The following is a 25,164-nucleotide window of genomic DNA, read 5'->3' as shown; positions in this document are numbered from 1 at the left end:
ACAGTTGATGCCCGGAATCCCGGAATCGAGACTCACTCATGGCTCCCCTCTCTAGACGACTCATTCACGCCGCTCTCTCGGTTGGCCTGTCCCTCTTAGCTGTGATCGCGATGGCTTTCGCGGGCGCGGTGGTGGCGGACGCGCAACGTCACGTCCGCCCCGCCGCACAGGAGCCGACGGACCTGCCCACGAACCGGCTCTCCTCATCCGGCGCGATAGTTGTCGCCGTTGTCCTGGGATCGTCAGGCACCGTGGGAAGTGACGTTCTGGCCCCGTACGAAGTGTTTGCCAGTTCCCCGGATTTTTCGGTCTATACAATCGCGGCGCGGGCCGTCCCTGCCGCCGTCGACGGGGCCGAAGCCGGAGGGCTGGACGGGCGTAAGGCTACGAGCCACTGGTCCCGCCTGGGTGCGCTCAAGCGGAGCCACCCCCAGGTCCAATGGATGGGAGGCCGGCGATTCGTTCAGGACGGCAGGACCACCACCACGGCCGGTGTAACCTCCGGCATCCCCGGCGCCCTGAAAGTCTTGGAGGACCTGGCCGGCACGGCCGAAGCAGAGCGAGTCGGTCGGCTGATGAATTACCCGGGGTGGCAGGGGGCGGCGGCAGCCCAGATACCTGACCAGTCCTTCGCCGCCTCGGATATTCCCGTCGGACTCAACGCCCTCCTCCCCTGGTTCCGGCCGACGATCGCCGTCGGCCTCTTCAACGTGGTGGGTGAAAGGCGCGGATTGCGGGTCCCGTAATTGCACCGGGTTCACGAATATGCTCTCCACAGCCACCACAACACGGCGTGCATCGCACGGCGCAACACGCGTTGCTGCCTAGGACTCGACAAGGGGATGGATCCAGATGCTGTTGGACCAGCTTTCCGCAATACTCGCCTGCGCACTCTTGGCCGGCCTGGCTGTTTTCCAGGTGGCGCTGATCGCCGGAGCACCGCTGGGGAGAATGGCGTGGGGCGGACAACACCGCGTCCTCCCGGCCAAACTCAGAATCGGGAGCGCAGCATCCATTCCCCTGTATGCCCTCTTCGCTTATGCGGCGCTGGCCAAGTCCGGCTTTGTCCCGCTGTTGGTCAGCGAATCATTTACTGCGATCACCGTGTGGGTGCTGACGGCATACTTCGTGCTCGGAGTCCTTATGAACGCAATCTCCCGGAGCAAACCCGAACGCTTCGTCATGACCCCCACCACGATCGCCCTTGCAGCCCTCTACCTGGTCATCGCACTCCACTGATCTCGTGCCGGTGTTGGAAGCCGTAGCTGCCTCGTCCACGCGGCCGATCCGGGTGCTGCTCGTCGATGACCAACACTTGTCCGGACGGGCTTCCGCATGGTCCTGGAAGCCCAGGACGGCGTGGAAGTCGCCGGTGAAGCCGCTGACGGCAGCAGTGGCGTCGACATGTGTCGAGCTCTGGCACCGGACGTCGTGCTGATGGATGTGCGAATGCCCGGCACGGATGGGATTGCCGCGACCCGGCGCATTGTGGAGGAGTGCCCGAACTCACGGGTCATTGTCCTCACGAGGTTCGATCTCGACGAGTATGCCTTCGCGGCCCTCCGGGCCGGTGCCAGTGGTTTTCTGCTCAAGGATGTGGGGCCAGCTGAGTTGCTCGTTTCCCTTCGGGCCGTCGCCGGAGGAGACGCCGCCATTTCCTCCCGGGTCAGACGCCGGATGCTGGACCTCTTCAGCCAAAGGCTTCCCTCCGGCCCCCCGGCCGCGGGTGATGAAGCGGTGGCATCACTGACACAGAGGGAACGGGAAATACTCTCGGCCATTGCCCTGGGACTTACAAACACCGAGATCGGGGAACCACTGACTGTGGCGGAATCAACAGTCAAAACCCACGTGGGCCGCATCCTCATGAAACTCGGGCTGCGCGACCGTGTGCACGCCGTCATCTTCGCCTACGAACATGGCCTGGCCAGCTACCGGCGGCCGAACTGACTGCTGGTCCGATGGCGAGAAATGCACCTATAGGACGCAGCGGGACGGTCAGGCCTGGCTCAGCGCCTTGGCCTTGACGGCGTCGAATTCGGCCTGGGTCAGGGTGCCGGCGTCGAGGAGTTCCTTGGCCTTTGCGATTTCCTGGGAGGGGGACGACTTGGCCACGGAGCGGATGTATTCCGTTGTTGCGGCTTCGGCCCGCTGGGCACTGCGGGCCTGGCGCTCGGCCATGCTGCGGCCCCGCGCGATCAGGTACACGAGAACCGTGAGGAACGGCACAAAGACCAGGAAGATGATCCACACAGCCTTGAGCCAACCGCTGAGTTCGTGGTCCCGGAAAATATCCGAGATAACTGCAAACAGCGCGAAAAGATACGCGATGAACGCGAATGACCAAAAGAACAGCCAAATGAAGTTCCAGAATTGCTCCACGGGAGCCATCCTTCCGTTCTGAGGACGCCCTGCTGGCATCCTTAAGCGCCAAACTAGCCCCCCGGGCCGTACGCCGTTAGGACCAAAGGGCCCGAATTCAGCGCGGGAGCGCCACTGTGCGGGGTCAGCAGAAGGAAGTGCGGAGCCGGCGCGGGATGGCGGAACCGGAAGCGGCGGGCCTAAAAGAAATGCAGCTCACTCGCAGCATCCGGCGAGGGGTGCACCACGGGAGCCTGGCCAAGTTCGAGCAGGATGTCGTTAATACTCAGCTGGCCGTCCAACTGAGGATCCAGCTGCACCGGAACACCAGCCTCCGGAACGGCGTCGCTACTCATGCCACGATCATATGTGCGGACAGCCCCTGGGTCGGGGGGCCACGCCGACCGGGATCACGGACGGGGGTCCCCCCGGGGCCACGCGGACCAGGGGCGTCATGCGCCGTCGTAGGCCTCCTGCAGGGCGGCGATGTCCAGCTTGCGCATGGCGAGCATTGCCTGCATGGCACGCTGGGCGCCGTCGGGGTCGGGGCCGGCGAGCAGTTGTCCCAGCACGGCCGGAACCACCTGCCACGAGACCCCGTACCGGTCCTTGAGCCAGCCGCACTGGCTTTCCTGGCCGCCGTCGGTCAGGGCCGACCAGTAGCGGTCCACTTCCTCCTGCGACGCGCAGTCGATCACAAAAGACACTGCCTCATTGAAAGTAAAGGCCGGACCCCCGTTCAATGCCGTGAAGGTGCGCCCGTCAAGCAGGAACTGAACGGTGATGGCCTGGCCGGCGGGCCCGGGACCGCCGTCGCCATACCGCGAGACATCGAGGATTTTGCCGCCGTCGAAGATGGAGACGTAGTACTCGGCGGCTTCCTCGGCCTGACTGTCGAACCACAGGCAGGTGGTGATCTTTTCGCTCACAGCGCTCCCCTTGCGTTTGCCGTGCCGCCGGCAGACTCCGGCGGCGATCAGCGGCATGGGGCCGAGCCTAGCCCGGAGGTGACTTCACACACAACGGTGCCCGCCCGGAGCCCATCCTGACGGGACTAGGCTTGGATGTATGCCTTCTCCAACCCCCAGACGCCCCCGCCCGTCCGCCCCGGACGTTCCCCATTCCGGCCTCCGGCCCGCGCAGACAGCAGCCCTGGCCGCATGCGCGGATGCACTCCTGATTCTGCTCTTCGCGGCGATCGGGCGCGACGCGCACCAACGCGGGGAAATTGTCACCGGCGTCTTTGCGACGGCGTGGCCGTTCCTGGCAGGCGCGGCACTGGCATGGCTGGTCCTGCGGCTGTGGCATGACCCCCTGCGGGTGTGGCCCGCCGGCGTCGCTGTCTGGCTGGGAACCGTCGGCGTCGGGATGATCCTGCGGGCCCTCACCGGGCAGACGGTGGTGCTGCCCTTCATCATCGTGGCCCTGCTGAGCCTGGCCGTTTTCCTCCTGGGTTACCGCCTTGTGGCCGCGGGCGTTCGGCGGTTGCGTTCACGCCGCCGCCAGGCCTAATGCACTAGGCTTGCAGAAGATGGCAGCGCCCGTGCAAGGGCCGCCGACAGGCCCGCAAACGGCGCAACCGATCCGGAAAGGTTCACACGTGGTCACCGCATTCGTCCTGATCAAGACAAACGCTTCACGCATCCCGGAGACCGCCGAGGAAATCTCCGCCATCGCCGGCATCAGCGAGGTCTATTCCGTAACGGGCGAGTGGGACCTGATCGCCATCGCCCGGGTCGCCAAGCACGAGGACCTGGCGGACGTCATCGCGGACAAGCTCTCGAAGGTTCCCGGCGTCGCGCACACCACTACGCAGATCGCGTTCCGCGCTTACTCCCAGCACGACCTCGATGCGGCGTTTGCCCTCGGATTCGAGCAGTAGCGAACAACCGAATTGCGACCAGCTCACATGAGACGGGCCCGGCAGAAATCTGCCGGGCCCGTCTCATGTGTTCTTTAGGCGGTCTGCGACAGGGCGACCCACCTGTCCAGCACCGCGGCCGCGGCGCCGGATTCAATGGACTGCTCGGCGCGGTTGAACGCGGCGGCCATGCGCTCCGCCAGCGGACCCACGGCGTCGAGGTCGAACGCCACCAGCCCGGCCGCGGCGTTGAGCAGCGCCGCATCGCGGGCCGGCCCCGGCGCACCGCCGAGGACAGCCCGGACGACGGCGGCATTGGCCACCGCGTCCCCGCCGCGCAGCTCCTCCAGCGTGGCCGTCCGGATGCCCAGATCGCGTGGATCAAACATCTCTTCAGTTACCTCACCGTTGCGGATCTCCCACACCCGCGACGGGCCGGTGGTGGTGAGCTCATCCAGGCCGTCATTGCCGCGGAAAACCAGGCCGCGGCTGCCTCGCTTGGCCAGCACTCCGGCCACCAGCGGGGCCATTTGCTCATTGGCGACGCCCACCGCCGACGCCTGGACATGTGCCGGGTTGATCATGGGGCCCAGGAAGTTGAACGCCGTCGGCACGCCGAGTTCGCGGCGGGCGACGGCGGCATGCCGCATGGAGGGGTGGAACACCTGGGCGAAGCAAAACGTGATTCCCGCCTCTTCGGCGTTGAGTGCCACGCGGGGAATGGGGAGATCCAGCCGGACGCCGAGGGCCTCCAGGACATCGGCGGATCCCGACGAGGACGACGATGCCCGGTTGCCGTGCTTGACCACCCTGGCCCCCGCTCCCGCGGCGATGAGGGCGGCCATCGTGGAGATGTTGACCGTGTTCTGCTGGTCGCCGCCCGTGCCCACGATGTCCAGCTTCTCACCGGCAATGTCAATGGGGTTGGCGTTGGCGATCATTGCCTCCACCAGGCCGGCCAGCTCATCCACGGTCTCGCCCTTGGCACGCAGCGCCACCAGGAAACCCGCCACCTGGGCCGGCGTCGCCTCACCGGACATGATGGAATTCATGGCCCACTCAGTGCTCCCGGCAGTGAGGTCGGCACCGCTGATGAGTGCGTTGATGAGCCGCGGCCAGGTGTTGCCTGCCGCCTGTGCAGATGCCTGTGAAGTCACCTCCCGATGCTATCGAGGTCGGCCCCGCAAAGACCAATGTGAACCCCGCCGGGAACTTTTCCGCGCGAATTCGCGTCTTTGTAGAAAAAGTCCTCCGAAAACGCGGTTTGCGTTGGGCAGGACGGACTTTTATAGACATAATGTCTATGTGACATCTGCGACCCATGCCCCCAGTACCCCGGCGCACCCGACGCTGAACCGCCCGAACATGGTTTCTGTTGGAACCGTTGTGTGGCTGTCCAGTGAGTTGATGTTCTTCGCCGGTCTCTTCGCCATGTACTTCACACTCCGTTCGACTTCCGGACTGATGTGGGCCGAAGAGACAGCCAAGCTCAACTTCCCGTTTGCGCTCGTTAACACGATCGTCCTTGTGGCAAGTTCCTTTACTTGCCAGATGGGCGTCTTCGCTGCCGAGCGGCTCCAGCCGCGCCGAACCGGCGGACGCTTCAGCTTCACCCAGTGGGGGATGAACGGATGGTTCATCCTGACGTTCCTCATGGGTTCCTTCTTCGTCGCCGGCCAGGCGACCGAGTACGCCATGCTTGTTTCCGAGCATGTCTCGCTGTCTTCCAACGCCTACGGTTCGGCCTTCTACATAACGACGGGCTTCCACGGCCTGCACGTCATCGGCGGTCTGATTGCCTTCCTGCTCATCATGGGCCGCTCCTTCGCCGCGAAGAAGTTCGGACACTTTGAGGCAACTTCAGCGATCGTCACCTCGTACTACTGGCACTTCGTGGACGTCGTCTGGATTGGCCTCTTCCTGGTCATCTACGTCCTCAAGTAGTCAGACTTGACTCTTTTTCTACAAGAGGCAGAATTTCAAGAAGCGGCTCCCGGAGCCACCGCAGGATCGAATAAAGGAACCACCACGTGAAGGCACTCTCGCAGAAGCGACGTCACCCACTGGCAGCAATTGCACTGCTGCTGATGGGCCTCTTGGTCACGGGTGGGCTGTACGCCGTTGCCACCACCGTCAACCAGGCCAAGGCCGACACCACCACCTATAGCGCAAGCGACGTAGAGGAAGGCGGCAAGCTCTTTGCCGCCAACTGCGCCACCTGCCACGGCATGGGTGCCAGCGGTTCGCAGGCCGGGCCGTCCCTTGTGGGCGTCGGCGCCGCCGCTGTTGACTTCCAGGTCGGCACCGGCCGCATGCCCATGCAGATGAACGGCCCGCAGGCCTACAAGAAGCCCGCCCAGTTCAACGAGGAACAGACCAAGCAGCTGGCTGCTTATGTTGCCTCCCTCGGCCCCGGCCCGGCCATCCCCGAGGCAGGCGTGCTCGATGAGAAGGGCGACGCCGCCAACGGTGGAGAGCTGTTCCGCACCAACTGCGCCATGTGCCACAACGCCGCCGCTGCAGGCGGCGCACTGACCCGGGGCAAGTTTGCCCCTGCCCTCGCGGGTGTCTCCGGGCAGCACATCTACGAAGCAATGGTCACCGGCCCCCAGAACATGCCGGTTTTCAGTGACGCGAACATCTCCCCCGAGGGAAAGCGCGACATCATCACCTACCTGAAGCAGATTGAGGCCAACGGTTCACCCGGCGGCGCCGATCTTGGTGCTTTGGGACCGGTCTCCGAAGGTCTCTTTGTCTGGATCGCCGGGCTGGGCGTCATCATCGCGTTCACCATTTGGCTGACTTCCCGCACTTCATAAGCGGACCTTGCACCTGTAAGAATTTTCTGCTGACCCGTCAGCAGTTTGAATTGAAACCTAACTCGGCACTCGCCGAGACGAGAGAAGGATGAGGCGAATTATGGGCAACCATAGTGACGGCGGTCCGAACGACTCGGGCACCGTAGCTACGGCTGGTCAGAATGAGGTGGAGAAGTTCCAGGATCCTGGAATTCCCCCGCACCGTTTGCGCCTGGCTGACACGGACCCGAAGGCCGCAAAAAAGGCAGAACGGCAGGTAGCCCTTCTGTTCGGCATCTCGGTCGTTGGCACCTTGATATTCCTGGTGGCGTATTTCGCGATCGATCTGGGGCAAGACTCGGCGATCGCTACGATCCGCCTCCAGAATGCCCTGCTGGGCATCGGCACCGCTTTCGCGATGCTGGGCATCGGCACCGGTATCGTCCACTGGGCCAAGGCCCTTATGCCGGACCACGAGGTCTCGGAAGAGCGCCACGCGATCCGCACTGAGGAAGACCGCCAGGCTGCCGTGCGCATCGTCGATGACATCGTCGAGGAAACCGGCATTAAGCGCCGGCCACTGATCCGCAACACCCTGCTCGGCGCCGTCGCCCTCGCCCCCCTGCCGGCCCTGGCCATCTTCGGTGACCTCGGCCCCCGGCCGGACGACAAGCTGGCCCACACTCTGTGGGCCCCGGCCCCGGACGGCAGGCTCAAGCGGCTGGCCCGCGACCCGGATGGCACCCCCATCAAGGCCGCGGATGTCACCATGGGCTCCGCGTTCCACGTCATCCCCGAAGGGCTGAACGAGCTGAGCGAAGGAAAGCTGAACGAGAAGGCCAAATCGGTCGTTCTGCTCATGCGCCTGGACCCCGCACTGCTCAACCCCTCCCCCGAGCGCGCTGATTGGGCCTACAACGGAATCGTTGCATACTCCAAGATCTGCACCCACGTTGGCTGCCCTGTTGCCCTGTACGAACAGCAGACCCACCACCTGCTGTGCCCGTGCCACCAGTCAACCTTCGACCTGACCCAGCAGTGCAAGGTTATCTTCGGCCCGGCCAGCCGCCCTCTCCCCCAGCTGCCTATCGCAGTCGACGCTGAGGGCTACCTCGTCGCCACGAGCGACTTCCATGAACCCGTTGGACCGACCTACTGGGAGCGTGAGCAGCATGTCCTCAACAACAACGCCTGATGCCCCTGTCTTCGTCGCCAAAACTACAGGCGGCCGCATCACCGATTTCGTCGACCAGCGTGTTGGCGGCTCCGGAATCCTCCGTGAATTCGGCCGGAAGGTCTTCCCGGACCACTGGTCGTTCATGTTCGGCGAAGTGGCGCTGTACTCCTTCGTCATCCTGCTGCTCTCGGGCACGTTCCTGACGTTCTTCTTCGATCCGTCCATGGCGGAGACGCATTATGCGGGCTCGTACACGCCGCTGAAGAACGTTGAAATGTCGGTGGCCTACAGCTCCTCCCTGAACATCTCCTTCGATGTCCGCGGCGGCTTGTTCATGCGCCAGGTACACCACTGGGCAGCCCTTCTGTTCGTCGCATCTGTCTCCGTACACATGCTCCGCGTGTTCTTCACCGGCGCATTCCGCAAGCCCCGCGAACTGAACTGGGTGGTGGGCAGCGTCCTGCTCATCCTCTCCATGGCCGCAGGCTTCACCGGCTACTCGCTCCCCGATGACCTGCTCTCCGGCAACGGCCTGCGCATCATCGACGGCGTCATCAAGTCCATCCCGGTCATCGGCACCTACACCTCGTTCTTCCTCTTCGGCGGCGAATTCCCGGGCACCATGATCATCAGCCGCCTGTACATGCTCCACATCCTCCTGGTTCCCGCGCTCATCCTGCTGATGATCGTGATGCACCTCTTCATGGTGGTTGTGCACAAGCACACGCAGTACCCCGGCCCGGGCCGCAACGACGGCAACGTCGTCGGCTACCCCCTGGGACCGGTTTACGCGGCGAAGGCCGGCGGCTTCTTCTTCATCGTGTTCGGTGTCGTTGCCATCATGGCGGCGTTCTTCACCATTAACCCGATCTGGAACTACGGCCCGTACGACCCCTCCCCGGTTTCTGCAGGCACCCAGCCTGACTGGTACATCGGCTTCGTTGACGGCGCCCTCCGCCTGATGCCGGGCACGATCGGTGACTGGAAGGTCGAGCAGATCTGGTTCGGCCACATGTTCACGTTCAACGTGCTGCTGCCGGCACTCGTCCCGGCGGGCATACTCTTCACGGTCATGTTCGCCTACCCGTGGATTGAACGCTGGATCACCAAGGACAACCGCGAGCACCACGTCCTGGACCGCCCCCGCAATGCTCCTACCCGTACGGCAATCGGCATGGCCGGTTTCGTCTGGTACTGCGTCATGTGGGCAGCGGCCGGCTCGGACCTCATCGCCACCCACTTCCACGTGGCCCTGAACGATGTCACCTACTGGCTGCGCGCACTGTTCTTCATCGGCCCGGTTATCGCGTTCATCGTCACGAAGCGGGTCGCCCTGGCGCTCCAGCGCAAGGACCGCGAGATTGCCCTGCACGGCCGTGAAACCGGCCGCATCGTGCGCCTGCCGCACGGCGAGTTCATCGAGGTCCACGCCCCGCTGGATGAATACAAGCGCTACAAGCTGGTCGGGTTCGAGTCACCGGCCCCGCTGCCTGCGGTGCCGAACGAGCACGGCGTCGTGGACCGCAAGGAAAAGCGCCGCGCGAAGCTGTCCCGCTGGTTCTTCGAGGACCGGGTTGCCCCGGCCACTCCGGCAGAGCTGGAGGCCGCTCACGGCCACCACGGCGCCCACGAAGCGATTGAAACCGCTGAGTCGAAGTCGCTGAGCCACTAGGCGGCACCAAGCACCACGCAGGAAGGCCCGGTCCCCTTGGGGACCGGGCCTTCCTGCTTCCCCGGAAACGACAGAAACGACTGCAACGCGGGGCACTTCGCGCCCTAACCCCCTCGGCGGGACGGGCGCGGAGTGCCCCGCGTTGCTGTGGTCAGGGGCGGTACCCCGAGGCGTAGTTCCGGGTGGGCCGGACGCCAGGGCGCTGCAGGGGCACCCAGAGCTTGTAGCGGTCAGCCCGGTAGTAGGACACGGAGTAGTCCACCATCGCGCGGGCCACGAACGCGTGGCGCTGGATCTTGAGCAGCGGGGTTCCGACCTCGACGTTCAGGAGACGGGCCGTGGACGGCGACGCAGCCGTCGCCTCGATCATGTCCTCACCCCATTCCATCACCAGCCCGTAGCGTTCGCTCAGCACGTTGTAGAGCGATGTGGGCGGTTCGCCGTCCAGCAGGCCGGGAACCCGGTGGGCCGGGATGAAGTTTTCATCCACGCTCATCGGTTCGTTGTCGGCCAGCAGGAGGCGCCGGAACCGGACCAGGGGTGTCCCCTCCTCCAACTGCAGCTCACGGGCCAGGAAAGCGCTGGCGCCAATCTGCTCGAAGCTCAGGACCTTGGCGGCCGGGACCATGCCGCGGCGCTGCATCTCTTCGCTGTAGGAAGTCAGCTTTACCTGGAGATCCAATTTGGGTTTGCGCACAAACGTACCCAGGCCCACGACGCGTTCAATCACTTCCTCACCTACGAGGGCATCGATGGCTTGGCGCACGGTCATCCGGGCGAGGCCGAAGCGCTGGGCGAGGTCCCGTTCGGAGGGCAGCGCAGATCCGGGCGGGCACGCGGCGGCGATGTGCGCGCGGAGGATCTCGCGCAACTGCACGTAGATCGGCACCCCGCTCTGACGGTCGATCTCGCCAATCATCTTGGACGCGTTAGTGGACGCCATGGTCCACCCTCCGGTTGCGGCCCGGCGCGGGAAATACACTCATATCTCAAGGGTAAGCCCGTGACGCGGCAGGTCTAGACCACGCCGCCGACTCAAGTCGTGCCGGGTACTCCCCCGCCGCTACCCTTGTAGGTACAGGCCGTGGCCGGGGCAATGCCGCCCGCCCGGTCTGACGGACTGCCTGCCGGACGCCCTCCATCTGGGTCACCGGTCGCGTGGCCAGCCCGTGCAGCAGCAACACGTACAGAACAACACCAGCATGAGGGAGTCCCGTTGCCAGTTCGCAAGGCAATCGTCACGGCCGCCATCGGCCTCCACGCCCGGCCGGCGGCAGTATTTGTCCGGGCGGTCACGGCGACCGGCCTCCCGGTGACCATCAGCAAGGACGGCAGGCCAGGCGTCGACGCCCGCTCGCTGCTGGAGGTCATGACCGAGGACTTCGAGTGCGGCTGTGAGGTGGAGCTGGCCGTCGCTGCGGACGCCCTCCCGGCATCCTGCAGCCCCGCAGAGGCCGAGGGTGCGCTGGAGGAACTCCGGTTCCTCTTGGAATCGGCAGCGGCCGCCTGAGGGCCTCCCCGCTCCCATTCGGCGGCCCGCAGTGCGGTGCCGCCCTCCAGGCGGGACGCTGCGCAGGCGGGACGCTGCGCAGGCGGGCTGGGCGTGCGGGGACGCGCTGCACCCGGCCGGCAGGAACGCAGGAACCAAGACAAACGACGGCGGGCCCCACCATTGGTGGGGCCCGCCGTCGTGCGTTCTTAACTACTATTCCGGGTGGGCGCTAGTGCGCGTGGTCACCGCGGCTGTACTCGTAGACCCAGCCGACCAGTGCGACCACTGCCATCCCGCCGGCGATGAAGACGATCCACCAACCCACGGCCAGGCCGAGGAACCCTGCGGCGCAGGACAGGCCCAGCATCAGCGGCCACCAGCTCCAGGGGCTGAAGTGTCCCTGTTCGCCGGCGCCTTCGTGGATCTCTGCGTCGTTGCGGTCCTCGGGGCGCATGCCCACGCGGCGGCCGGTGAAGCCGAGGTAAGCGCCGATCATGCCGGCGAGTCCGCCAACCAGCAGGATGGCCAGTGCGCCCACCCATTCAGTCCAGTTGGTCAGGTATCCGTAGATGAATGCAACGGGCACGAAGAAAAAGACGCCGAAGCCAAAGATCCTTGATTCGATTTTCACTTGGCGGTGTCCTTCTGGTCGGCGTTACCGAGAGCCGCTGCTGCCGGAGCAGGCGAATCCGCGGTGTAGGACTGGGAGAGCTCCGGGTGGTGCAGGTCCAGGGCAGGACGCTCGGAGCGGATGCGGGGCAGGGAGGTGAAGTTGTGACGCGGCGGCGGGCAAGACGTGGCCCATTCCAGCGAGGCACCGAAGCCCCACGGGTCGTCAACTTCCACACGCTCGTTGCTGCGCCAGGTGATGTAGACGTTCCAGAAGAACGGAATCAGCGAGGCGCCGAGGACGAACGAGGCGATGGTGGAGAACTGGTTCATCCACGTGAAGTTGTCCTGCGGCATGTAGTCGGCGTAGCGGCGGGGCATGCCCTCGACGCCGAGCCAGTGCTGGATCAGGAAGGTGCCGTGGAAGCCCAGGAACAGCATCCAGAAGTGGATCTTGCCGAGGCGCTCGTTGAGCATCTTGCCGGTCCACTTGGGCCACCAGAAGTAGAACCCGGCGAACATGGCGAACACGACGGTGCCGAAGACCACGTAGTGGAAGTGCGCCACCACGAAGTAGGAGTCCGAGACGTGGAAGTCCAGCGGCGGCGAGGCCAGGATGATGCCGGTGAGGCCGCCGAAGAGGAACGTCGCCAGGAAGCCGATGCTCCACAGCATGGGGGTCTCGAACGTGATGGAACCGCGCCACATGGTGCCGATCCAGTTGAAGAACTTCACACCGGTCGGAACGGCGATGAGCATCGTCATGAAGGAGAAGAACGGCAGCAGGACCGAGCCGGTGACGTACATGTGGTGGGCCCACACAGTCACGGACAGGGCGGCGATGGAGATGGTCGCGTAGACCAGGCCCTTGTAGCCGAAGATCGGCTTGCGGCTGAAGACCGGGAAGATCTCGGAGACGATGCCGAAGAACGGCAGCGCGATGATGTACACCTCAGGGTGGCCGAAGAACCAGAACAGGTGCTGCCAGAGGACGGCACCGCCGTTCTCGGGATCGAAGATGTGCGCACCGAAGCGGCGGTCGGCGCCGAGGGCAAACAGCGCGGCGGCCAGCGGCGGGAAGGCCATCAGGACCAGGATGGAGGTCACGAGGGCGTTCCAGGTGAAGATCGGCATCCGCCACATGGTCATGCCCGGGGCGCGCATGCAGATGATGGTGGTGATGAAGTTGACGGCGCCGAGGATGGTGCCGAAGCCGGAGAGCGCCAGGCCGAAGACCCAGAGGTCGCCGCCCACGCCGGGGCTGAACGTCGTGTTGGACAGGGGCGCGTACGCGAACCAGCCGAACGACGCGGCACCCTGCGGGGTGATGAACCCGGAGACGGCGATCGTGGAGCCGAAGAGGAAGAACCAGAAGGCCAGTGCGTTCAGTCGCGGGAAGGCGACGTCGGGGGCACCGATCTGCAGCGGCATGATGACGTTGGTGAAGCCGGCGAACAGCGGCGTCGCGAACATCAGCAGCATGACGGTGCCGTGCATGGTGAAGAGCTGGTTGTACTGCTCTTTGGTCTGCAGGATCTGCATGCCGGGCTCGAAGAGCTCGGCACGGATCAGCAGCGCCATGATGCCGCCGAAGCAGAAGAAGATGAACGACGCGATCAGGTACATGTACCCGATCGTTTTGTGGTCGGTCGAGGTGATCCAGTTGACGACGATGCGTCCCTTGGACTTCGGTACTACGGGAGCCTCGAGGATCCCGGCGGATTGAGTGTAAGTTGCCACGTCGCTCCCCTTACTTGGTTTCGGCCGGGGCCGGGTTGCGGTCGTACTCTTCACCGAGCAGGCCGGTGTTCCCGTCCTGGCGCAGCTGGTTCATGTGCGCCTGGAACTCCGACTCGGAGACAACCTTCACGCGGAACAGCATTTCGGAGTGGTACTCGCCACAGAGTTCGGCGCACTTACCGTCGTAGGTGCCCTCCCTGGTGGGCGTCAACCGGATGTAGTTAGTCTTGCCGGGAATCATGTCGCGCTTCTGCAGGAAGGCAGGAACCCAGAAAGAGTGGATGACGTCGCGCGCGTTGAGCTCGAGGTCAACCGACTTGTTAACCGGGAGGTACAGGGTGGGCAGCTTGTTCTTGTCCACGTCGTTACCGGTCAGGTGCGCCTGGACGCCGGCTTCGTGCACGTCCTCGGTGACGACGTTGCCCTTCAAGTAGTTGAAGTCCCACGCCCACTGCTTGCCGCGGACGTCGACGACGACGTCGGCCGGCGTTGAGCGGTCATCGATCGACTGCTGGTCGCGGTCGGTGAAGTAGAAGAACACCAGGACCATGAACAGCGGGATCGTCAGGTAGAACACTTCAAGCGGAAGGTTGAAGCTGTTCTGGCGCGGGAAGCCCACGGTGCCCTTGCGGCGCCGGTAAGCGACGATGCACCAGATCATCAGGCCCCAGGTGATGATGCCGACGACCAGCGCGGCAATCCATGAGTTGACCCAGAGGTCCATGATGAGGTCAGTGTGATTGGTGGTGCCACGCTCGGTGGGCAACCAGCCCTTCTGTACCTCTGGTGAACATCCAGTCAAAGCCAACGCGCCGGCTAGTGCCAAGCCAGTGATCGTAGTGATCTGTTTGCGTCGGCTGCCGGTTCGGTTCTGCGAACTCACAGACGGCCCTTCCTACTTGTTGCTGTTGCCCCGCAAATTACGGGCAGGGCAAACGAAAAGTTTTACTACTCGGTGTAGAGCTTACCGCTCCCCGGGAGTTTTCGCCCACATGTCCGCACCGTGCGTCGGGAGCTTTTTGTAGGCGCCGCTCGTTGAGGACCCTGCGGCACTAAGGCCGGGCAAAATGCCCGGCCTTAGTGGAAGGAATTAGTGGAAAGAATCTCCGCAGGCGCAGGACCCGCCGGCATTCGGGTTGTCGATCGTGAAGCCCTGCTTGGCGATGGTGTCCTCGAAATCGATGCTGGCACCGCTGAGGTAAGGAACGCTCATCTTGTCGACGACGACTTCGACCCCGTCGTAGTCGCGCACTGCATCCCCGTCGAGCAGCCGCTCGTCGAAGTACAGCTGGTAAATCAGGCCGGAGCAACCGCCGGGCTGCACGGCAACGCGGAGGCGCAGATCGGTGCGCCCTTCCTGCTCCAGCAGGCTGCGGACCTTTCCGGCCGCGACGTCGGTCAGCATGACCTCGTGCGTGGCCAGCTCGCCGGCCTCGGCGGCAGAGTTGCCGGCGCTGTTTTCATTGGTTGTAGTGCTCATGGCCTACCTTCTTGCAACGGTGGTGGCGGCCCCGCTCACACGGTGCCCGCCCCTACTTAAACGGTATGGGCTATAGCTACATGCTACTTCGCGCAGCCCTGTAGCTCTAACTTCTGACGTAACCGTGGGAGACGGCTGGATGTTCCCCGGGACGCGCCAGGCGCGGGGGCTAGAGCGCGCCTTCGTTGTTCAGGCGCGCGAGCAGCAGGGCCTCGGCGACAATTGCGTTCCGGAAGTCACCCAGGTGCAGCGATTCGTTGGCGCTGTGGGCTCGGGAATCGGGATCCTCGACGCCGGTGACCAGGATCTGCACGTCCGGGTAGAGCTCGGTGAGGTCCGCGATGAAGGGGATCGATCCGCCGATCCCCATTTCGACGGCGGGCACGCCCCAGGCCTCGCCCAGGGCCCACATGGCCACGGACGCGGCCTTCGAGCTCGTGTCCGTCAGGAAGGAGTTGCCGCTCTCCCCCGGGGTGAACACCACCTCAGCGCCGAACGGGGCGTGGGTTTCGACGTGCTGGCGGACAGCCTCCATGGCGGCTGCCGGGTCCTGCCCCGGGGCCAGGCGCAGGCTGAACTTGGCCCGGGCCCGCGGCAGCAGGGTGTTGGAGGCCACGTCCACGGCCGGGGCGTCAAAGCCGATGATGGACAGGGCGGGCTTGGTCCACATGCGTGAGGCAATGCTGCCGGTCCCGGCGAGCTTCACGCCGTCGAGCACGGAGGCGTCGGCGCGGTACTCCTCCTCGGTGAGGTCGACAACCACGTCATCGCGGCTCACCAGGCCCTTGATCGCGACACTGCCCTCGTCGTCGTGGAGGGTCGCGATCAGGCGGGCCAGCAGGGTCGGGGCGTCGAGCACGGGGCCGCCGAACATGCCCGAGTGCACGGCGTGGTCCAGGACCTTGACCTCGATGGTGCCGTCCACCAGGCCGCGCAGGCTGGTGGTCAGGGCTGGAATGCCGACCTTCCAGTTGCTGGAGTCGGCCACGACGATCACGTCGGCGCGGAGCAGCTCGCGGTGGGTTTCCAGGAACTGCCGGAACGTTGGCGAGCCGGCCTCCTCTTCGCCCTCGAAGAAGAACGTCACGCCCAGGCCCAGTTCGTCACCGAGCACGCGCGTGACCGCAGAGTAGGCGGCGATGTGCGCCAGGATGCCGGCCTTGTCATCGGCGGCACCGCGGCCGAAGAGCCTGCCGTCGCGCTCGACGGCGGTAAAGGGGTCGGTTTCCCACAGTGCCAGGTCGCCGGTGGGCTGGACGTCGTGGTGGGCGTACAGCAGGACTGTCGGCTTGCCCTCCGCGGCCGGGCGGCGGGCGACGACGGCGGGCCCGCCGGGCGTCCCGTCTTCCTTGTCGCAGCGGAGGATCCGGACGTCGTCGAAGCCGCTGGCCCGCACGAGGCTGGCGACGGCGTCGGCGCTGCGGTTCAACGGGGCGGGATCAAAGCTGGGCCAGGCGATGCCCGGAATGGCAACAAGTTCCGTCAGCTGGCCGATCGTCTCGTCGAACGATTCGGCAACGGCCTGGCGGAGGGCCTCGGCATCGATGGTGCCCTCGTGGTCCATGGTGGTCTGCGGGTTCCCCGCGGTAGATGAAGTCATGGCCAAAACACTACCCGTGCTCTGAATCACTACAAACAGCGTCACGCCCGGGCCTGCGCCGTGTGGGCTGGGTCTCGGGCCTGTGTCTGCGGGGTATTCTTTAGGGGTGTTTGGACGTAAAAAGGAAGCGCCATCGGCGCAGGACGTAGTTGACCAGCAGGCATCCGAGGCAGCAGCCCGTAGCGCCGTGACCGGCAAGGGCACACCCACGCCCAAGCGCAGCGCCCAGGAGGCGGCCCGCAAGCGGCCCCTCGTGCCGGAGGACCGCAAGGCTTCCAAGGCTGCCGAGCGCGCCGCCGTCACGGAGCAGCGGCTCAAGATGCGGCAGGCCATGGACACCGGTGACGATAAGTTCCTGCCGCTGCGGGACAAGGGTCCGCAGAAGCGGTTCGCCCGTGATTTTGTCGATGCCCGCTTCAGCCTTGGCGAGTTCCTCATGTTCGGCGCCCTGCTGTTTGTCATCATCTCCTTGCTCGTGCCGGCCTCCAGCGCACAGATGGTCTACGTCCTGGGCGCCTTCTGGGTCATGTTCCTCGCGGTCTTCGTGGACGTCTTTATCCTCTCCCGCAAGCTCAAGAAACGGCTCGGCGAAAAGTTCGGCGACGTCGAGCGCGGCACCGTCTGGTACGGCTCCATGCGCTCCCTGCAGTTCCGCCGCCTGCGCCTGCCCAAGCCCCAGGTCCGGCGCGGCGAGTTCCCCGCCTGACATTTCCCTTCCACGATTCTTAACCAAGAAGCCCCCGGCAGTCACCTGTCGGGGGCTTCTTGGTTGCTGCGACCGGTCCGGCCCGATCGCAGCGCAAGGGCTAGCGCCGGCTCGGGTGGGTGGCCAGCAGCCGGTTGATGCGGGCGGCCCAGAAAGGTCCCTCGTAAAGGAACGCCGTGTAGCCCTGGACGAGGGTGGCGCCGGCGTCCAGCCGTTCCTGCACGTCCTGTGCCGTTTCGACGCCCCCCACCGAGACCAGGGTCAGCGCTCCGCCGGTGACGGACTTGAGCCGGGCCAGGACCTCCAGGGACCGTTTCTTCAGGGGCGCCCCGGAAAGACCTCCTGCTCCGCACGCCTCAACCTTGTCGGGGCTGGAGGCGAGCCCGGTGCGGGCGATCGTGGTGTTGGTGGCGATGATGCCGTCCAGCTTCAGGTCAAGCGCCAGGCGCGCGACGTCGTCGATGTCCTCATCACTGAGGTCGGGCGCGATCTTGACCAGGAGGGGAACGTGGCGGCCGGCGGCCTTGTCCGCCTCCTCCCCCACTGCGGCCAGCAGCGGGCGCAGGGTCTCCACGTCCTGCAGCAGCCGAAGACCGGGGGTGTTGGGCGAGCTGACGTTCACCACGAGATAGTCCGCAGCGGGGGCCAGGCTGCGCGCGCTGATCAGGTAATCGGACACCGCATCCTCGAGCCCGACCACCTTGCTCTTGCCGATGTTCACCCCGATCACGGGCCGGACGCCGGGGTGCTGGCGCTGCAGGGCGGCGCGGGCGGACTTCAGGCGCGGGGCCACCGCCGCGGCGCCGTCGTTGTTGAACCCCATGCGGTTGACGACGGCCCTGTCCTCCACGAGGCGGAACAGCCGCGGCGCCGGGTTCCCGGGCTGGGCCTGGCCGGTGATGGTGCCGACCTCCACATGGCCGAAGCCGAGCTCCGCCAGCGCCTCGATGCCGTGGCCTTCCTTGTCGAAGCCGGCAGCCAGGCCGAATGGGGACGGGAAGGTCAGGCCAAACGCCTGGGTCTGCAGCGACGCCGCGGGGGCGGTGAACTTCTGCAGCAACCGCCCGGCACCGCAGCTGTGGGCGAGGCGGATGGCCTTGAACCCGATCTTATGGGCGCGTTCGGCGTCCATCCATGTGAAGGCCAGCCGGAAAAATGTGGGATATACGCGCATGCCTCTAGTTTTCCGGTTCGGGCCGCGCAGACCAAACCAGCGCACCCGCCGGCACGGTTGTGACTGCCCGTTGTGACTGTCGTTGTGACTGCGGCGCCCCCGCGCCCGGGCCCGGCGGCGGAAGTGCGCCGGCGCGAGTTAGCATGAAGCCATGACCAGCAATGAGGGTGTCGGAACGGCCGGCCGTGGGGCTTCGGGTCGCGGGATCGAGGCCGATGTTGTGGTGGTCGGCGCCGGCCTGGCAGGGCTCGTGGCCGCGGCCCAGGCCTATGCCGCCGGCCGCCGGGTGGCGGTGCTCGATCAGGAACCCGAGGCTTCCGTCGGTGGCCAGGCGCACTGGTCCTTCGGCGGCCTCTTCATGGTCAACACTCCGGAGCAGCGGCGGCTCGGGGTGCGGGACAGTGAAGAGCTGGCCCTCGCCGACTGGCATGCGTCGGCGGGATTCGACCGGCCGGAGGACGCCCTGGCGAAGGAGTGGGCGGCGGCGTACGTGAACTTCGCCGCCGGTGAGAAGCGTGGCTGGCTCGCCGCGCTGGGCGTCGGGCTGTTTCCCCTGGTGCAGTGGGCCGAACGCGGCGGCTACGGCCCGGACGGCCACGGCAACACTGTCCCGCGCTTCCATGTCGCGTGGGGCACGGGACCGGCGCTGGTGGCCCCCTTCCTTGCCAAGCTGCGCGAAGGCGAAGCCGCCGGCCGCGTGTCCTTCCATTTCCGCCACCGCGCCACCGGGCTCGTGAAAACCGCGGGCCGGGTGAGCGGCGTGCGCGGCGAATTGCTCGAAGCCAGCGGCGCAGGCCGGGGCGAAAGCTCTTCACGACGCCCGGCCGGCACTTTCGAGGCTGCGGCCGCGGCCGTGGTGGTGACAAGCGGCGGCATCGGCGGCAACCACAATGTGGTCCGCAAGCAGTGGCCAGGCGGCGCGGCGCCGGAGCGGATGCTGAGTGGCGTGCCGGCATCCGTGGACGGGGACTTCCTCCCGGCCGTGGGCCGCGCCGGCGGACTCCTCATCAACGGGGACCGGATGTGGCATTACCCGGAGGGTATCCACAACCATGCCCCGGTCTGGCCGCGGCACGGCATCCGGATCCTGCCCGGACCGTCGGCCCTGTGGCTGGACGCGACGGGGCGGATGCTCCCGCCTCCGCTGTTTCCGGGCTTCGATTCGCTCGGCGCCCTGCGCCACATCCTGGCCACGGGACATGCCCATTCATGGTTCGTCCTGAACCGCAGCATCGCGCTGAAGGAGTTCGCGCTGTCAGGATCCGAGCAGAACCCGGATCTCACGGGCAAGGACGTCCGGCGGCTGGTCTCACGGCTGAAGCCCGGCAGCGATACACCGCTGCAGCGGTTCCTGGACCGCGGGGTGGACTTCCTGCAGGCAGCGGACCCCGCCGGGCTCGCCGGGCAGATGAACGATCTGACGGGCGGGCAGCTCATCGACCCCGCGGCCCTGGAGCAGCTGATCCGCGACCGGGACCGGCAGTTTGCCAGCGGGATGGGCAAGGATCCGCAGCTGGCGGCGATCCGGGCAGCGCGGCGTTTCGCCACCGACAAGATCATGCGGGTCGCCCCGCCGCACCGGCTGCTGGATCCGCGGCACGGTCCCCTGCTCGCCGTCCGGCTCTCGGTCCTGACGCGCAAGAGCCTTGGCGGTGTGCAGACGGATCTGCAGTCGCGGGTCCTGGATGCCACCGGACAGCCCGTGCCCGGGCTGTTCGCGGCCGGTGAAGCCGCAGGGTTTGGCGGCGGCGGAATCCACGGCTACCGGGCACTCGAGGGAACGTTCCTGGGCGGATGCCTCTTCTCCGGACGTTCCGCGGGCCGGGCCGCTGCGTCCGCGGCCTAGTCCGGGCAGGCACTCAGTTACACAGGAGGAAAGTCGATGCAGTGGCGGACCGACATTCTCGGGGATGATTTCCAGGCGTGCACCTTTGAGGCCGTCAGCCCTGACGGTGTGCTGCGCACTGCCACCCTGGTCCGCCATACCCCGCTCCCGCCGGCACCATCAGTGCTGCCGGCCCGGGCTGTGCTGTTCCTGCACGGCTGGAGTGACTACTTCTTCAATGAGGAGCTCGCGGAATTCTGGGCGGGGCAGGGGTTTGAGTTTTTCGCCCTCGACATGCACAACCATGGCCGTAGCCTGCGCCCGGGCACCCACGGCGGCTACGTCGCGGACCTGGACAACTACGACGCCGAAATCACTGCAGCGCTCGGGATCATCGGTTCGCTCAGGCCGGGCGCCACGCCGCGGCGGGTGACGCTGATGGGACACTCCACCGGCGGCCTGATCGCGGCGCTGTGGGCCGACCGGCATCCGGGGATGGTGTCACAGCTGGTCCTGGACAGCCCATGGCTGGAAGTCCATGGCAGCCCCGCCCTGCGCAGGGCCGCGCGGACCATGGTGGAGCCGTTCGCCCGGTTCTGGCCGGAATCTGTGATCCGGCTGCCCGAGCGGGCCTTCTACTGGCGCAGCATCAGCAGCGCCGCGGAAGGCGAATGGGCCCTGGACGATGCCTACCGTCCGCCGCACGCCTTTCCGGTCCGCGCCGGCTGGCTCAGCGCCGTGCTCGCCGGGCAGTCCAGGGTGGCGCGTGGGCTGAACATCGATGTGCCCATCCTGGTGCTCATCTCGGGCGCCAGCGCCAACGGGATGTTCTGGAAGGAGTCCATGCGCAGCACGGACGCGGTCCTGGACGTGAACACAATCGCCCTCCGCGCGCTCAGCCTGGGCCGCACCGTGACGTTGGAGCGGATTGACGGCGCCCTGCATGACGTCTTCCTCTCCGCCCCGCGGGTCCGCGCGGACGCCTATGCCCGGCTGTCCCGGTGGATCAGGGCGTACGTCTACGACTGACGCGGATCAGCTGACCTGGCCGCCCGCGGCGGGAGCGGCGTCGATGGCTCCACCGTAGCGGCGGTCCCGCTGTGCATAGATCTCGACGGCGTCCCACAGCGTCCGCCGGTCCACGTCCGGCCACAGGGTGTCCATGAACACGAACTCGGCATAGGCCGACTGCCAGAGCATGAAGTTGGACAGCCGCTGTTCCCCGGAACTGCGCAGGAACAGGTCCACGTCCGGCAGGTCCGGCTCGTCGAGGAACTTCTGGATGGTCCGCTCGGTGATGGCCCCCGGCTTCAGCCGGCCCTGGGCCACTTCCTCCGCGATCGCGGAGACGGCGTCGGCGAGCTCGGCCCGTCCGCCGTAGTTGACGCACATGTTCAGGGTGCAGGTGCTGTTTCCCCGGGTGTAGTCCTCGGCCTCTTCGAGTTCGCGGATCACGGAGCCCCACAGCTTCGGGCGCCGCCCGGACCAGCGGATCCGGACCCCCCATTCATCGAGCTGGTTCCGTTGCCGGCGCAGGACGTCCTTGTTGAAGCCCATCAGGAAGCGCACCTCCTCAGGGGACCGCCGCCAGTTCTCGGTGGAGAAGGCGTACACGCTGACGTATTCGATCCCCAGCTCGATCGCGCCGGCCATGACGTCCAGCAGGGCAGGCTCCCCCGCCTTGTGGCCCTCGATCCGTGGCAGGCCGCGCTGGTTCGCCCAGCGCCCGTTGCCGTCCATGACGATCGCCACATGCCGCGGGATGAACTCCGCGGGAATCGCGGGCGGAACAGCGCCGGACGGGTGCGGATAGGGAGCCACCACCGGGGTGGTCCGCCGCCGGCCGTTGGACTGTTTCGCCTGGCTTTTCTCCAGGTTCTTTCCCAGGCTTCTTCCCAATGCCACTTTTACGTTCGCTCCACATGTTTGAGGGATTTCAGGACTCGTTCCAGGTGCCACTGGAGGTAGCTGGCTACCAGTCCGGCCGCTTCCCGGCGGTGGACGGAGGCTGAGGCATCCGCCGTCGTCCAGTTTCCGGTGAGCAGGGCACCCATGAGGAGCACCGTCTCCGGGGCCGGCGCGGGCGATCCCGGCGGCCGGCACCCGTGGCAGACCATGCCGCCGAGCGGCGCGGAAAAGGCGGTGTGCGGCCCGGACGCACCGCACCGGGCGCAGTCGGTGAAGCTGGGCGCCCAGCCGCCGGTCGCGAGGGCGCGGAGCAGGTAGGAATCCAAGATGAGTTCGGGGGCGTGGTCGCCCCGGCTCAGGGACGCGAGGGCCCCCACCAGCAGGTTGTACTGGGCGGTCCCGGCTTCACCGTCGACGTCGGTGAGCTTCTCCGCCGTCTCGGTCATGGCGGCCGCCACCGTGTACCGGCCATAGTCCGCGGCGATGTTCCCGCCGTAGGCGCCCTTGGCCACGGCCTGCGTGACGACGTCCAGGGTGCGCCCGGAAATCAGCTGGAGATCGGCCACCATAAACGGTTCCAGCCTGGCGCCGAACCGGCTGCTGGTGCGACGTACCCCCTTGGCCACCGCCCGCACCTGGCCGTGGTGCTTGGTCAGCAGGGTGATGATCCGGTCGGCCTCGCCCAGCTTATGGGTGCGCAGCACGACGGCGTCATCACGGTAGGCACGCGCAGCAAAGGATTGTTGGACCACAGTTAATCTTCGCATTGTCTTTACGGAATCACGGCATGGGCAGGGCCGCCGAGGTAGAACGGTAAAAGAAGGAGGTAAAAGACGGAGGCAAAATACTGCGCCGCCGGAGTGTTTCCGGCGGCGCAGTTATGCGTTGTTTGACAGTGCCTGCCCGTCCTCGGAGGCATCAGACAGGGACAGATCAGGCGCGGGCGTCCCGGATGGCGCGGTTCACGGCCGAGATGACGGCCTTGAGGGCTGACGTGCTCGTGTTGGCGTCGATCCCTACGCCCCAGAGCACGCGCTCCCCCACGGCGCATTCGACATACGCGGCGGCCAGGGCGCTGCCGCCCTCGGAGAGTGCGTGTTCGCTGTAATCCAGGACCCGGACGTCCACACCGTCCTCGCGCAGGATGCTCAGCAGGGCCGCGATGGGGCCGTTCCCGGTCCCGGTCCGGCGGACCTGGGTCCCGTCGATCTTCAGGGCGGCGGTCAGGGTCATGTCGCCGTCTTCGTCCGTCTCCGTGCTGATCGAACCGAGGGCGTAGCGGCCCCACTGGGTGTCGGCAGAGCCCGAGGGCAGGTATTCGTCCTGGAAGACCTGCCACAGCTGGGGTCCGCTGACTTCTCCGCCGACCGTGTCGGTCCGTTTCTGGATGACGCCGGAGAACTCGATCTGGGCGCGGCGCGGCAGGTCCAGGCTGTGCTCGTTCTTGAGCAGGTAGGCGACTCCGCCCTTGCCGGACTGCGAGTTGACCCGGATGACCGCCTCGTAGCTCCGGCCGAGGTCCTTCGGGTCCACCGGCAGGTACGGGACCTGCCAGGTGTAGTCGGCCACGTCCTTGCCCGCCGCGGCAGCGTCCTTTTCGAGGGCCTCCAGGCCCTTCTTGATCGCGTCCTGGTGCGAACCGGAGAACGCCGTGAAGACGAGGTCTCCGCCGTACGGGGACCGCTCGGCCACCGGCAGCTGGTTGCAGTACTCCACCGTGCGGCGGATTTCGTCGATGTCGGAGAAGTCGATCATCGGGTCGATGCCCTGGACGAACATGTTCAGGCCCAGGGTCACCAGGTCCACGTTGCCGGTCCGCTCGCCGTTGCCGAAGAGGCAGCCCTCGATCCGGTCTGCCCCGGCCAGGTAGCCCAGCTCGGCGGCGGCGACGCCGGTGCCGCGGTCGTTGTGCGGGTGCAGGGACAGGATGATGCCTTCGCGCGGGTGCAGGTTCCGGCTCATCCACTCGATGGAGTCGGCGTAGACATTGGGGGTGGCCATTTCCACCGTGGCGGGCAGGTTGATGATGACCTGACGGTCAGCCGAGGCCTCGAAGACGTCGGCGATCGCGTTGCAGACCCGGATGGCGTACTCCAGCTCGGTGCCGGTGAAGGACTCGGGCGAGTATTCGTAGGTGATGTGCGTATCGGCGAGAGTTTCCTCGTACTTCTTGCACAGCCGCGCACCCTGCAGGGCGATGTCGAGGATGCCGTCCTCGTCCTGGTTGAAGACCACGCGGCGCTGCAGGACGGACGTGGAGTTGTAGAGGTGGACGATTGCCTGCTTCGCGCCGACCAGGGACTCATAGGTCCGCTCGATCAGGTGTTCGCGGGCCTGGGTCAGCACCTGGATCGTGACGTCGTCCGGGATGTGATTGCCCTCGATCAGCTGCCGGACGAAGTCGAAGTCCGTCTGCGATGCCGAGGGGAACCCGACCTCGATCTCCTTGTAGCCCATCCGGACCAGCAGGTCGAACATCTTCAGCTTGCGGGCCGGGCTCATGGGATCGATGAGGGCCTGGTTGCCGTCGCGCAGGTCCACGGCGCACCAGCGCGGGGCCTTGGTGATGACTTTGTCCGGCCAGGTGCGGTCCGGCAGTTCAACGGTGATCTGGTCCTGGAACGGGATGTAGCGGTGGACCGGCATTCCTGAGGGCTTCTGTGCGTTTCGCATTACAATCGGGGCCTTTTCTGTGATTCTTGGTGAAAGGGTGGCCGGGCAACACAAACTCCGCAGCGAGGGTGGGCCTTGCGCTAGATCG

The 25,164-nt window shown here is 66.0% G+C and carries 26 protein-coding genes and 1 pseudogene; 13 read left to right on the top strand and 14 right to left on the bottom strand.

The features are described from left to right. The first annotated feature begins 101 nt into the window (after positions 1 to 101). The 3 genes and pseudogenes from ARTB_RS02375 to ARTB_RS02365 all read left to right on the top strand — a co-directional run bounded on the left by ARTB_RS02375 (position 102) and on the right by ARTB_RS02365 (position 1,950). Positions 102 to 746 carry a hypothetical protein gene (locus tag ARTB_RS02375; RefSeq protein WP_243177420.1) on the top strand — a complete coding sequence of 215 codons (645 nt, stop codon included), beginning with the start codon at positions 102 to 104 and terminating at the stop codon, positions 744 to 746. 106 nt (positions 747 to 852) lie between these two features. Continuing rightward, positions 853 to 1,239, top strand: a complete 387-nt coding sequence (locus ARTB_RS02370; protein WP_243177419.1) for a hypothetical protein — start codon at positions 853 to 855, stop codon at positions 1,237 to 1,239. 46 nt (positions 1,240 to 1,285) lie between these two features. Then, positions 1,286 to 1,950 (top strand): annotated as a pseudogene (locus tag ARTB_RS02365) (response regulator). 48 nt (positions 1,951 to 1,998) lie between these two features. Here the strand turns inward: ARTB_RS02365 and ARTB_RS02360 are convergent. The 3 genes from ARTB_RS02360 to ARTB_RS02350 form a co-directional block, all read right to left on the bottom strand. Continuing rightward, complete coding sequence (locus ARTB_RS02360) at positions 1,999 to 2,391, bottom strand: SHOCT domain-containing protein (protein ID WP_043436041.1); 393 nt, start codon at positions 2,389 to 2,391, stop codon at positions 1,999 to 2,001. Positions 2,392 to 2,561: 170 nt separating this feature from the next. Beyond that, positions 2,562 to 2,717, bottom strand: a complete 156-nt coding sequence (locus tag ARTB_RS02355) for a hypothetical protein (RefSeq protein ID WP_156945122.1) — start codon at positions 2,715 to 2,717, stop codon at positions 2,562 to 2,564. Positions 2,718 to 2,813: 96 nt separating this feature from the next. Then, positions 2,814 to 3,347: a VOC family protein gene (locus ARTB_RS02350; RefSeq protein WP_279293854.1), complete on the bottom strand. Its 534-nt coding sequence runs from the start codon at positions 3,345 to 3,347 to the stop codon at positions 2,814 to 2,816. A gap of 82 nt (positions 3,348 to 3,429) precedes the next feature. Here ARTB_RS02350 and ARTB_RS02345 point away from each other — a divergent pair, with 82 nt between their 5' ends. Both ARTB_RS02345 and ARTB_RS02340 read left to right on the top strand, forming a co-directional pair. Next, positions 3,430 to 3,873 carry a DUF3054 domain-containing protein gene (locus ARTB_RS02345; protein ID WP_243177418.1) on the top strand — a complete coding sequence of 148 codons (444 nt, stop codon included), beginning with the start codon at positions 3,430 to 3,432 and terminating at the stop codon, positions 3,871 to 3,873. 88 nt (positions 3,874 to 3,961) lie between these two features. Further along, positions 3,962 to 4,243 (top strand): Lrp/AsnC family transcriptional regulator, encoded by a 282-nt coding sequence (locus ARTB_RS02340; RefSeq protein ID WP_028276733.1) that lies wholly within the window; start codon positions 3,962 to 3,964, stop codon positions 4,241 to 4,243. A gap of 74 nt (positions 4,244 to 4,317) precedes the next feature. Here ARTB_RS02340 and trpD read toward each other — a convergent pair whose 3' ends face one another. Beyond that, positions 4,318 to 5,379: an anthranilate phosphoribosyltransferase gene (trpD, locus tag ARTB_RS02335; protein ID WP_243177417.1), complete on the bottom strand. Its 1,062-nt coding sequence runs from the start codon at positions 5,377 to 5,379 to the stop codon at positions 4,318 to 4,320. A 148-nt stretch (positions 5,380 to 5,527) separates the two neighbouring features. On the opposite strand from trpD, the gene ctaE reads away from it, so the two are divergent. The 4 genes from ctaE (at position 5,528) to qcrB (ending at position 9,869) form a co-directional block, all read left to right on the top strand. Further along, positions 5,528 to 6,166, top strand: coding sequence for an aa3-type cytochrome oxidase subunit III (gene ctaE / locus ARTB_RS02330; RefSeq protein ID WP_173403075.1), 639 nt, complete (start codon positions 5,528 to 5,530; stop codon positions 6,164 to 6,166). Positions 6,167 to 6,252: 86 nt separating this feature from the next. Next, a complete protein-coding gene (gene qcrC / locus ARTB_RS02325; protein ID WP_028276731.1) occupies positions 6,253 to 7,041 on the top strand; it encodes a cytochrome bc1 complex diheme cytochrome c subunit in 789 nt (262 codons plus the stop codon). Between the two features lie 100 nt (positions 7,042 to 7,141). Beyond that, entirely contained in the window at positions 7,142 to 8,215 is a 1,074-nt protein-coding gene (gene qcrA, locus ARTB_RS02320) for a cytochrome bc1 complex Rieske iron-sulfur subunit (RefSeq protein WP_028276730.1), read from the top strand. Beyond that, on the top strand, positions 8,193 to 9,869 hold the full coding sequence (gene qcrB, locus ARTB_RS02315) for a cytochrome bc1 complex cytochrome b subunit (RefSeq protein ID WP_028276729.1): 1,677 nt from the start codon (positions 8,193 to 8,195) through the stop codon (positions 9,867 to 9,869). Before qcrA ends, qcrB begins: the two co-directional genes overlap by 23 nt. A gap of 151 nt (positions 9,870 to 10,020) precedes the next feature. On the opposite strand, the gene ARTB_RS02310 is transcribed toward qcrB, so the two are convergent. Beyond that, positions 10,021 to 10,812 (bottom strand): GntR family transcriptional regulator, encoded by a 792-nt coding sequence (locus ARTB_RS02310; protein ID WP_028276728.1) that lies wholly within the window; start codon positions 10,810 to 10,812, stop codon positions 10,021 to 10,023. A 273-nt stretch (positions 10,813 to 11,085) separates the two neighbouring features. Here ARTB_RS02310 and ARTB_RS02305 point away from each other — a divergent pair, with 273 nt between their 5' ends. Then, a complete protein-coding gene (locus ARTB_RS02305) occupies positions 11,086 to 11,379 on the top strand; it encodes an HPr family phosphocarrier protein (RefSeq protein WP_243177416.1) in 294 nt (97 codons plus the stop codon). Between the two features lie 211 nt (positions 11,380 to 11,590). Here the strand turns inward: ARTB_RS02305 and ARTB_RS02300 are convergent, their stop codons facing one another. From ARTB_RS02300 to ARTB_RS02280, 5 genes are all read right to left on the bottom strand, one after another. Next, the gene (locus ARTB_RS02300; protein WP_018773077.1) at positions 11,591 to 11,992 is read right to left on the bottom strand and encodes a cytochrome c oxidase subunit 4; all 402 of its coding nucleotides are present in this window, start codon (positions 11,990 to 11,992) and stop codon (positions 11,591 to 11,593) included. Beyond that, complete coding sequence (ctaD, locus tag ARTB_RS02295) at positions 11,989 to 13,710, bottom strand: aa3-type cytochrome oxidase subunit I (protein WP_223917347.1); 1,722 nt, start codon at positions 13,708 to 13,710, stop codon at positions 11,989 to 11,991. Before ctaD ends, ARTB_RS02300 begins: the two co-directional genes overlap by 4 nt. A 10-nt stretch (positions 13,711 to 13,720) precedes the next feature. Further along, entirely contained in the window at positions 13,721 to 14,593 is an 873-nt protein-coding gene (ctaC, locus tag ARTB_RS02290; RefSeq protein ID WP_028276725.1) for an aa3-type cytochrome oxidase subunit II, read from the bottom strand. A gap of 207 nt (positions 14,594 to 14,800) precedes the next feature. Further along, entirely contained in the window at positions 14,801 to 15,190 is a 390-nt protein-coding gene (locus ARTB_RS02285) for a HesB/IscA family protein (RefSeq protein ID WP_028276724.1), read from the bottom strand. Positions 15,191 to 15,359: 169 nt separating this feature from the next. After that, positions 15,360 to 16,790 carry a dipeptidase gene (locus tag ARTB_RS02280; protein WP_243177415.1) on the bottom strand — a complete coding sequence of 477 codons (1,431 nt, stop codon included), beginning with the start codon at positions 16,788 to 16,790 and terminating at the stop codon, positions 15,360 to 15,362. Positions 16,791 to 16,896: 106 nt separating this feature from the next. On the opposite strand from ARTB_RS02280, the gene ARTB_RS02275 reads away from it, so the two are divergent. Continuing rightward, positions 16,897 to 17,496 carry a DUF3043 domain-containing protein gene (locus ARTB_RS02275; RefSeq protein ID WP_243177414.1) on the top strand — a complete coding sequence of 200 codons (600 nt, stop codon included), beginning with the start codon at positions 16,897 to 16,899 and terminating at the stop codon, positions 17,494 to 17,496. Positions 17,497 to 17,596: 100 nt separating this feature from the next. Here the strand turns inward: ARTB_RS02275 and ARTB_RS02270 are convergent, their stop codons facing one another. Continuing rightward, positions 17,597 to 18,670, bottom strand: coding sequence for a quinone-dependent dihydroorotate dehydrogenase (locus tag ARTB_RS02270; RefSeq protein WP_243177413.1), 1,074 nt, complete (start codon positions 18,668 to 18,670; stop codon positions 17,597 to 17,599). A 151-nt stretch (positions 18,671 to 18,821) separates the two neighbouring features. On the opposite strand from ARTB_RS02270, the gene ARTB_RS02265 reads away from it, so the two are divergent. Then, complete coding sequence (locus ARTB_RS02265) at positions 18,822 to 20,516, top strand: FAD-binding dehydrogenase (protein WP_243177412.1); 1,695 nt, start codon at positions 18,822 to 18,824, stop codon at positions 20,514 to 20,516. A gap of 36 nt (positions 20,517 to 20,552) precedes the next feature. Beyond that, a complete protein-coding gene (locus ARTB_RS02260) occupies positions 20,553 to 21,524 on the top strand; it encodes an alpha/beta hydrolase (protein ID WP_243177411.1) in 972 nt (323 codons plus the stop codon). Between the two features lie 6 nt (positions 21,525 to 21,530). Here the strand turns inward: ARTB_RS02260 and ARTB_RS02255 are convergent, their stop codons facing one another. From ARTB_RS02255 to leuA, 3 genes are all read right to left on the bottom strand, one after another. Continuing rightward, positions 21,531 to 22,382 carry an isoprenyl transferase gene (locus tag ARTB_RS02255; protein ID WP_243177984.1) on the bottom strand — a complete coding sequence of 284 codons (852 nt, stop codon included), beginning with the start codon at positions 22,380 to 22,382 and terminating at the stop codon, positions 21,531 to 21,533. Between the two features lie 20 nt (positions 22,383 to 22,402). Next, complete coding sequence (recO, locus tag ARTB_RS02250) at positions 22,403 to 23,155, bottom strand: DNA repair protein RecO (protein ID WP_028276717.1); 753 nt, start codon at positions 23,153 to 23,155, stop codon at positions 22,403 to 22,405. A gap of 181 nt (positions 23,156 to 23,336) precedes the next feature. Further along, positions 23,337 to 25,076 (bottom strand): 2-isopropylmalate synthase, encoded by a 1,740-nt coding sequence (gene leuA / locus ARTB_RS02245; protein WP_028276716.1) that lies wholly within the window; start codon positions 25,074 to 25,076, stop codon positions 23,337 to 23,339. Positions 25,077 to 25,164 lie beyond the last annotated feature (88 nt).

The organism is Arthrobacter humicola, assembly GCF_022803015.1.
In the GTDB taxonomy this organism is placed as follows: Bacteria; Actinomycetota; Actinomycetes; order Actinomycetales; family Micrococcaceae; genus Arthrobacter; species Arthrobacter humicola_A.
This window is presented reverse-complemented; position numbering and strand designations above follow the sequence as displayed.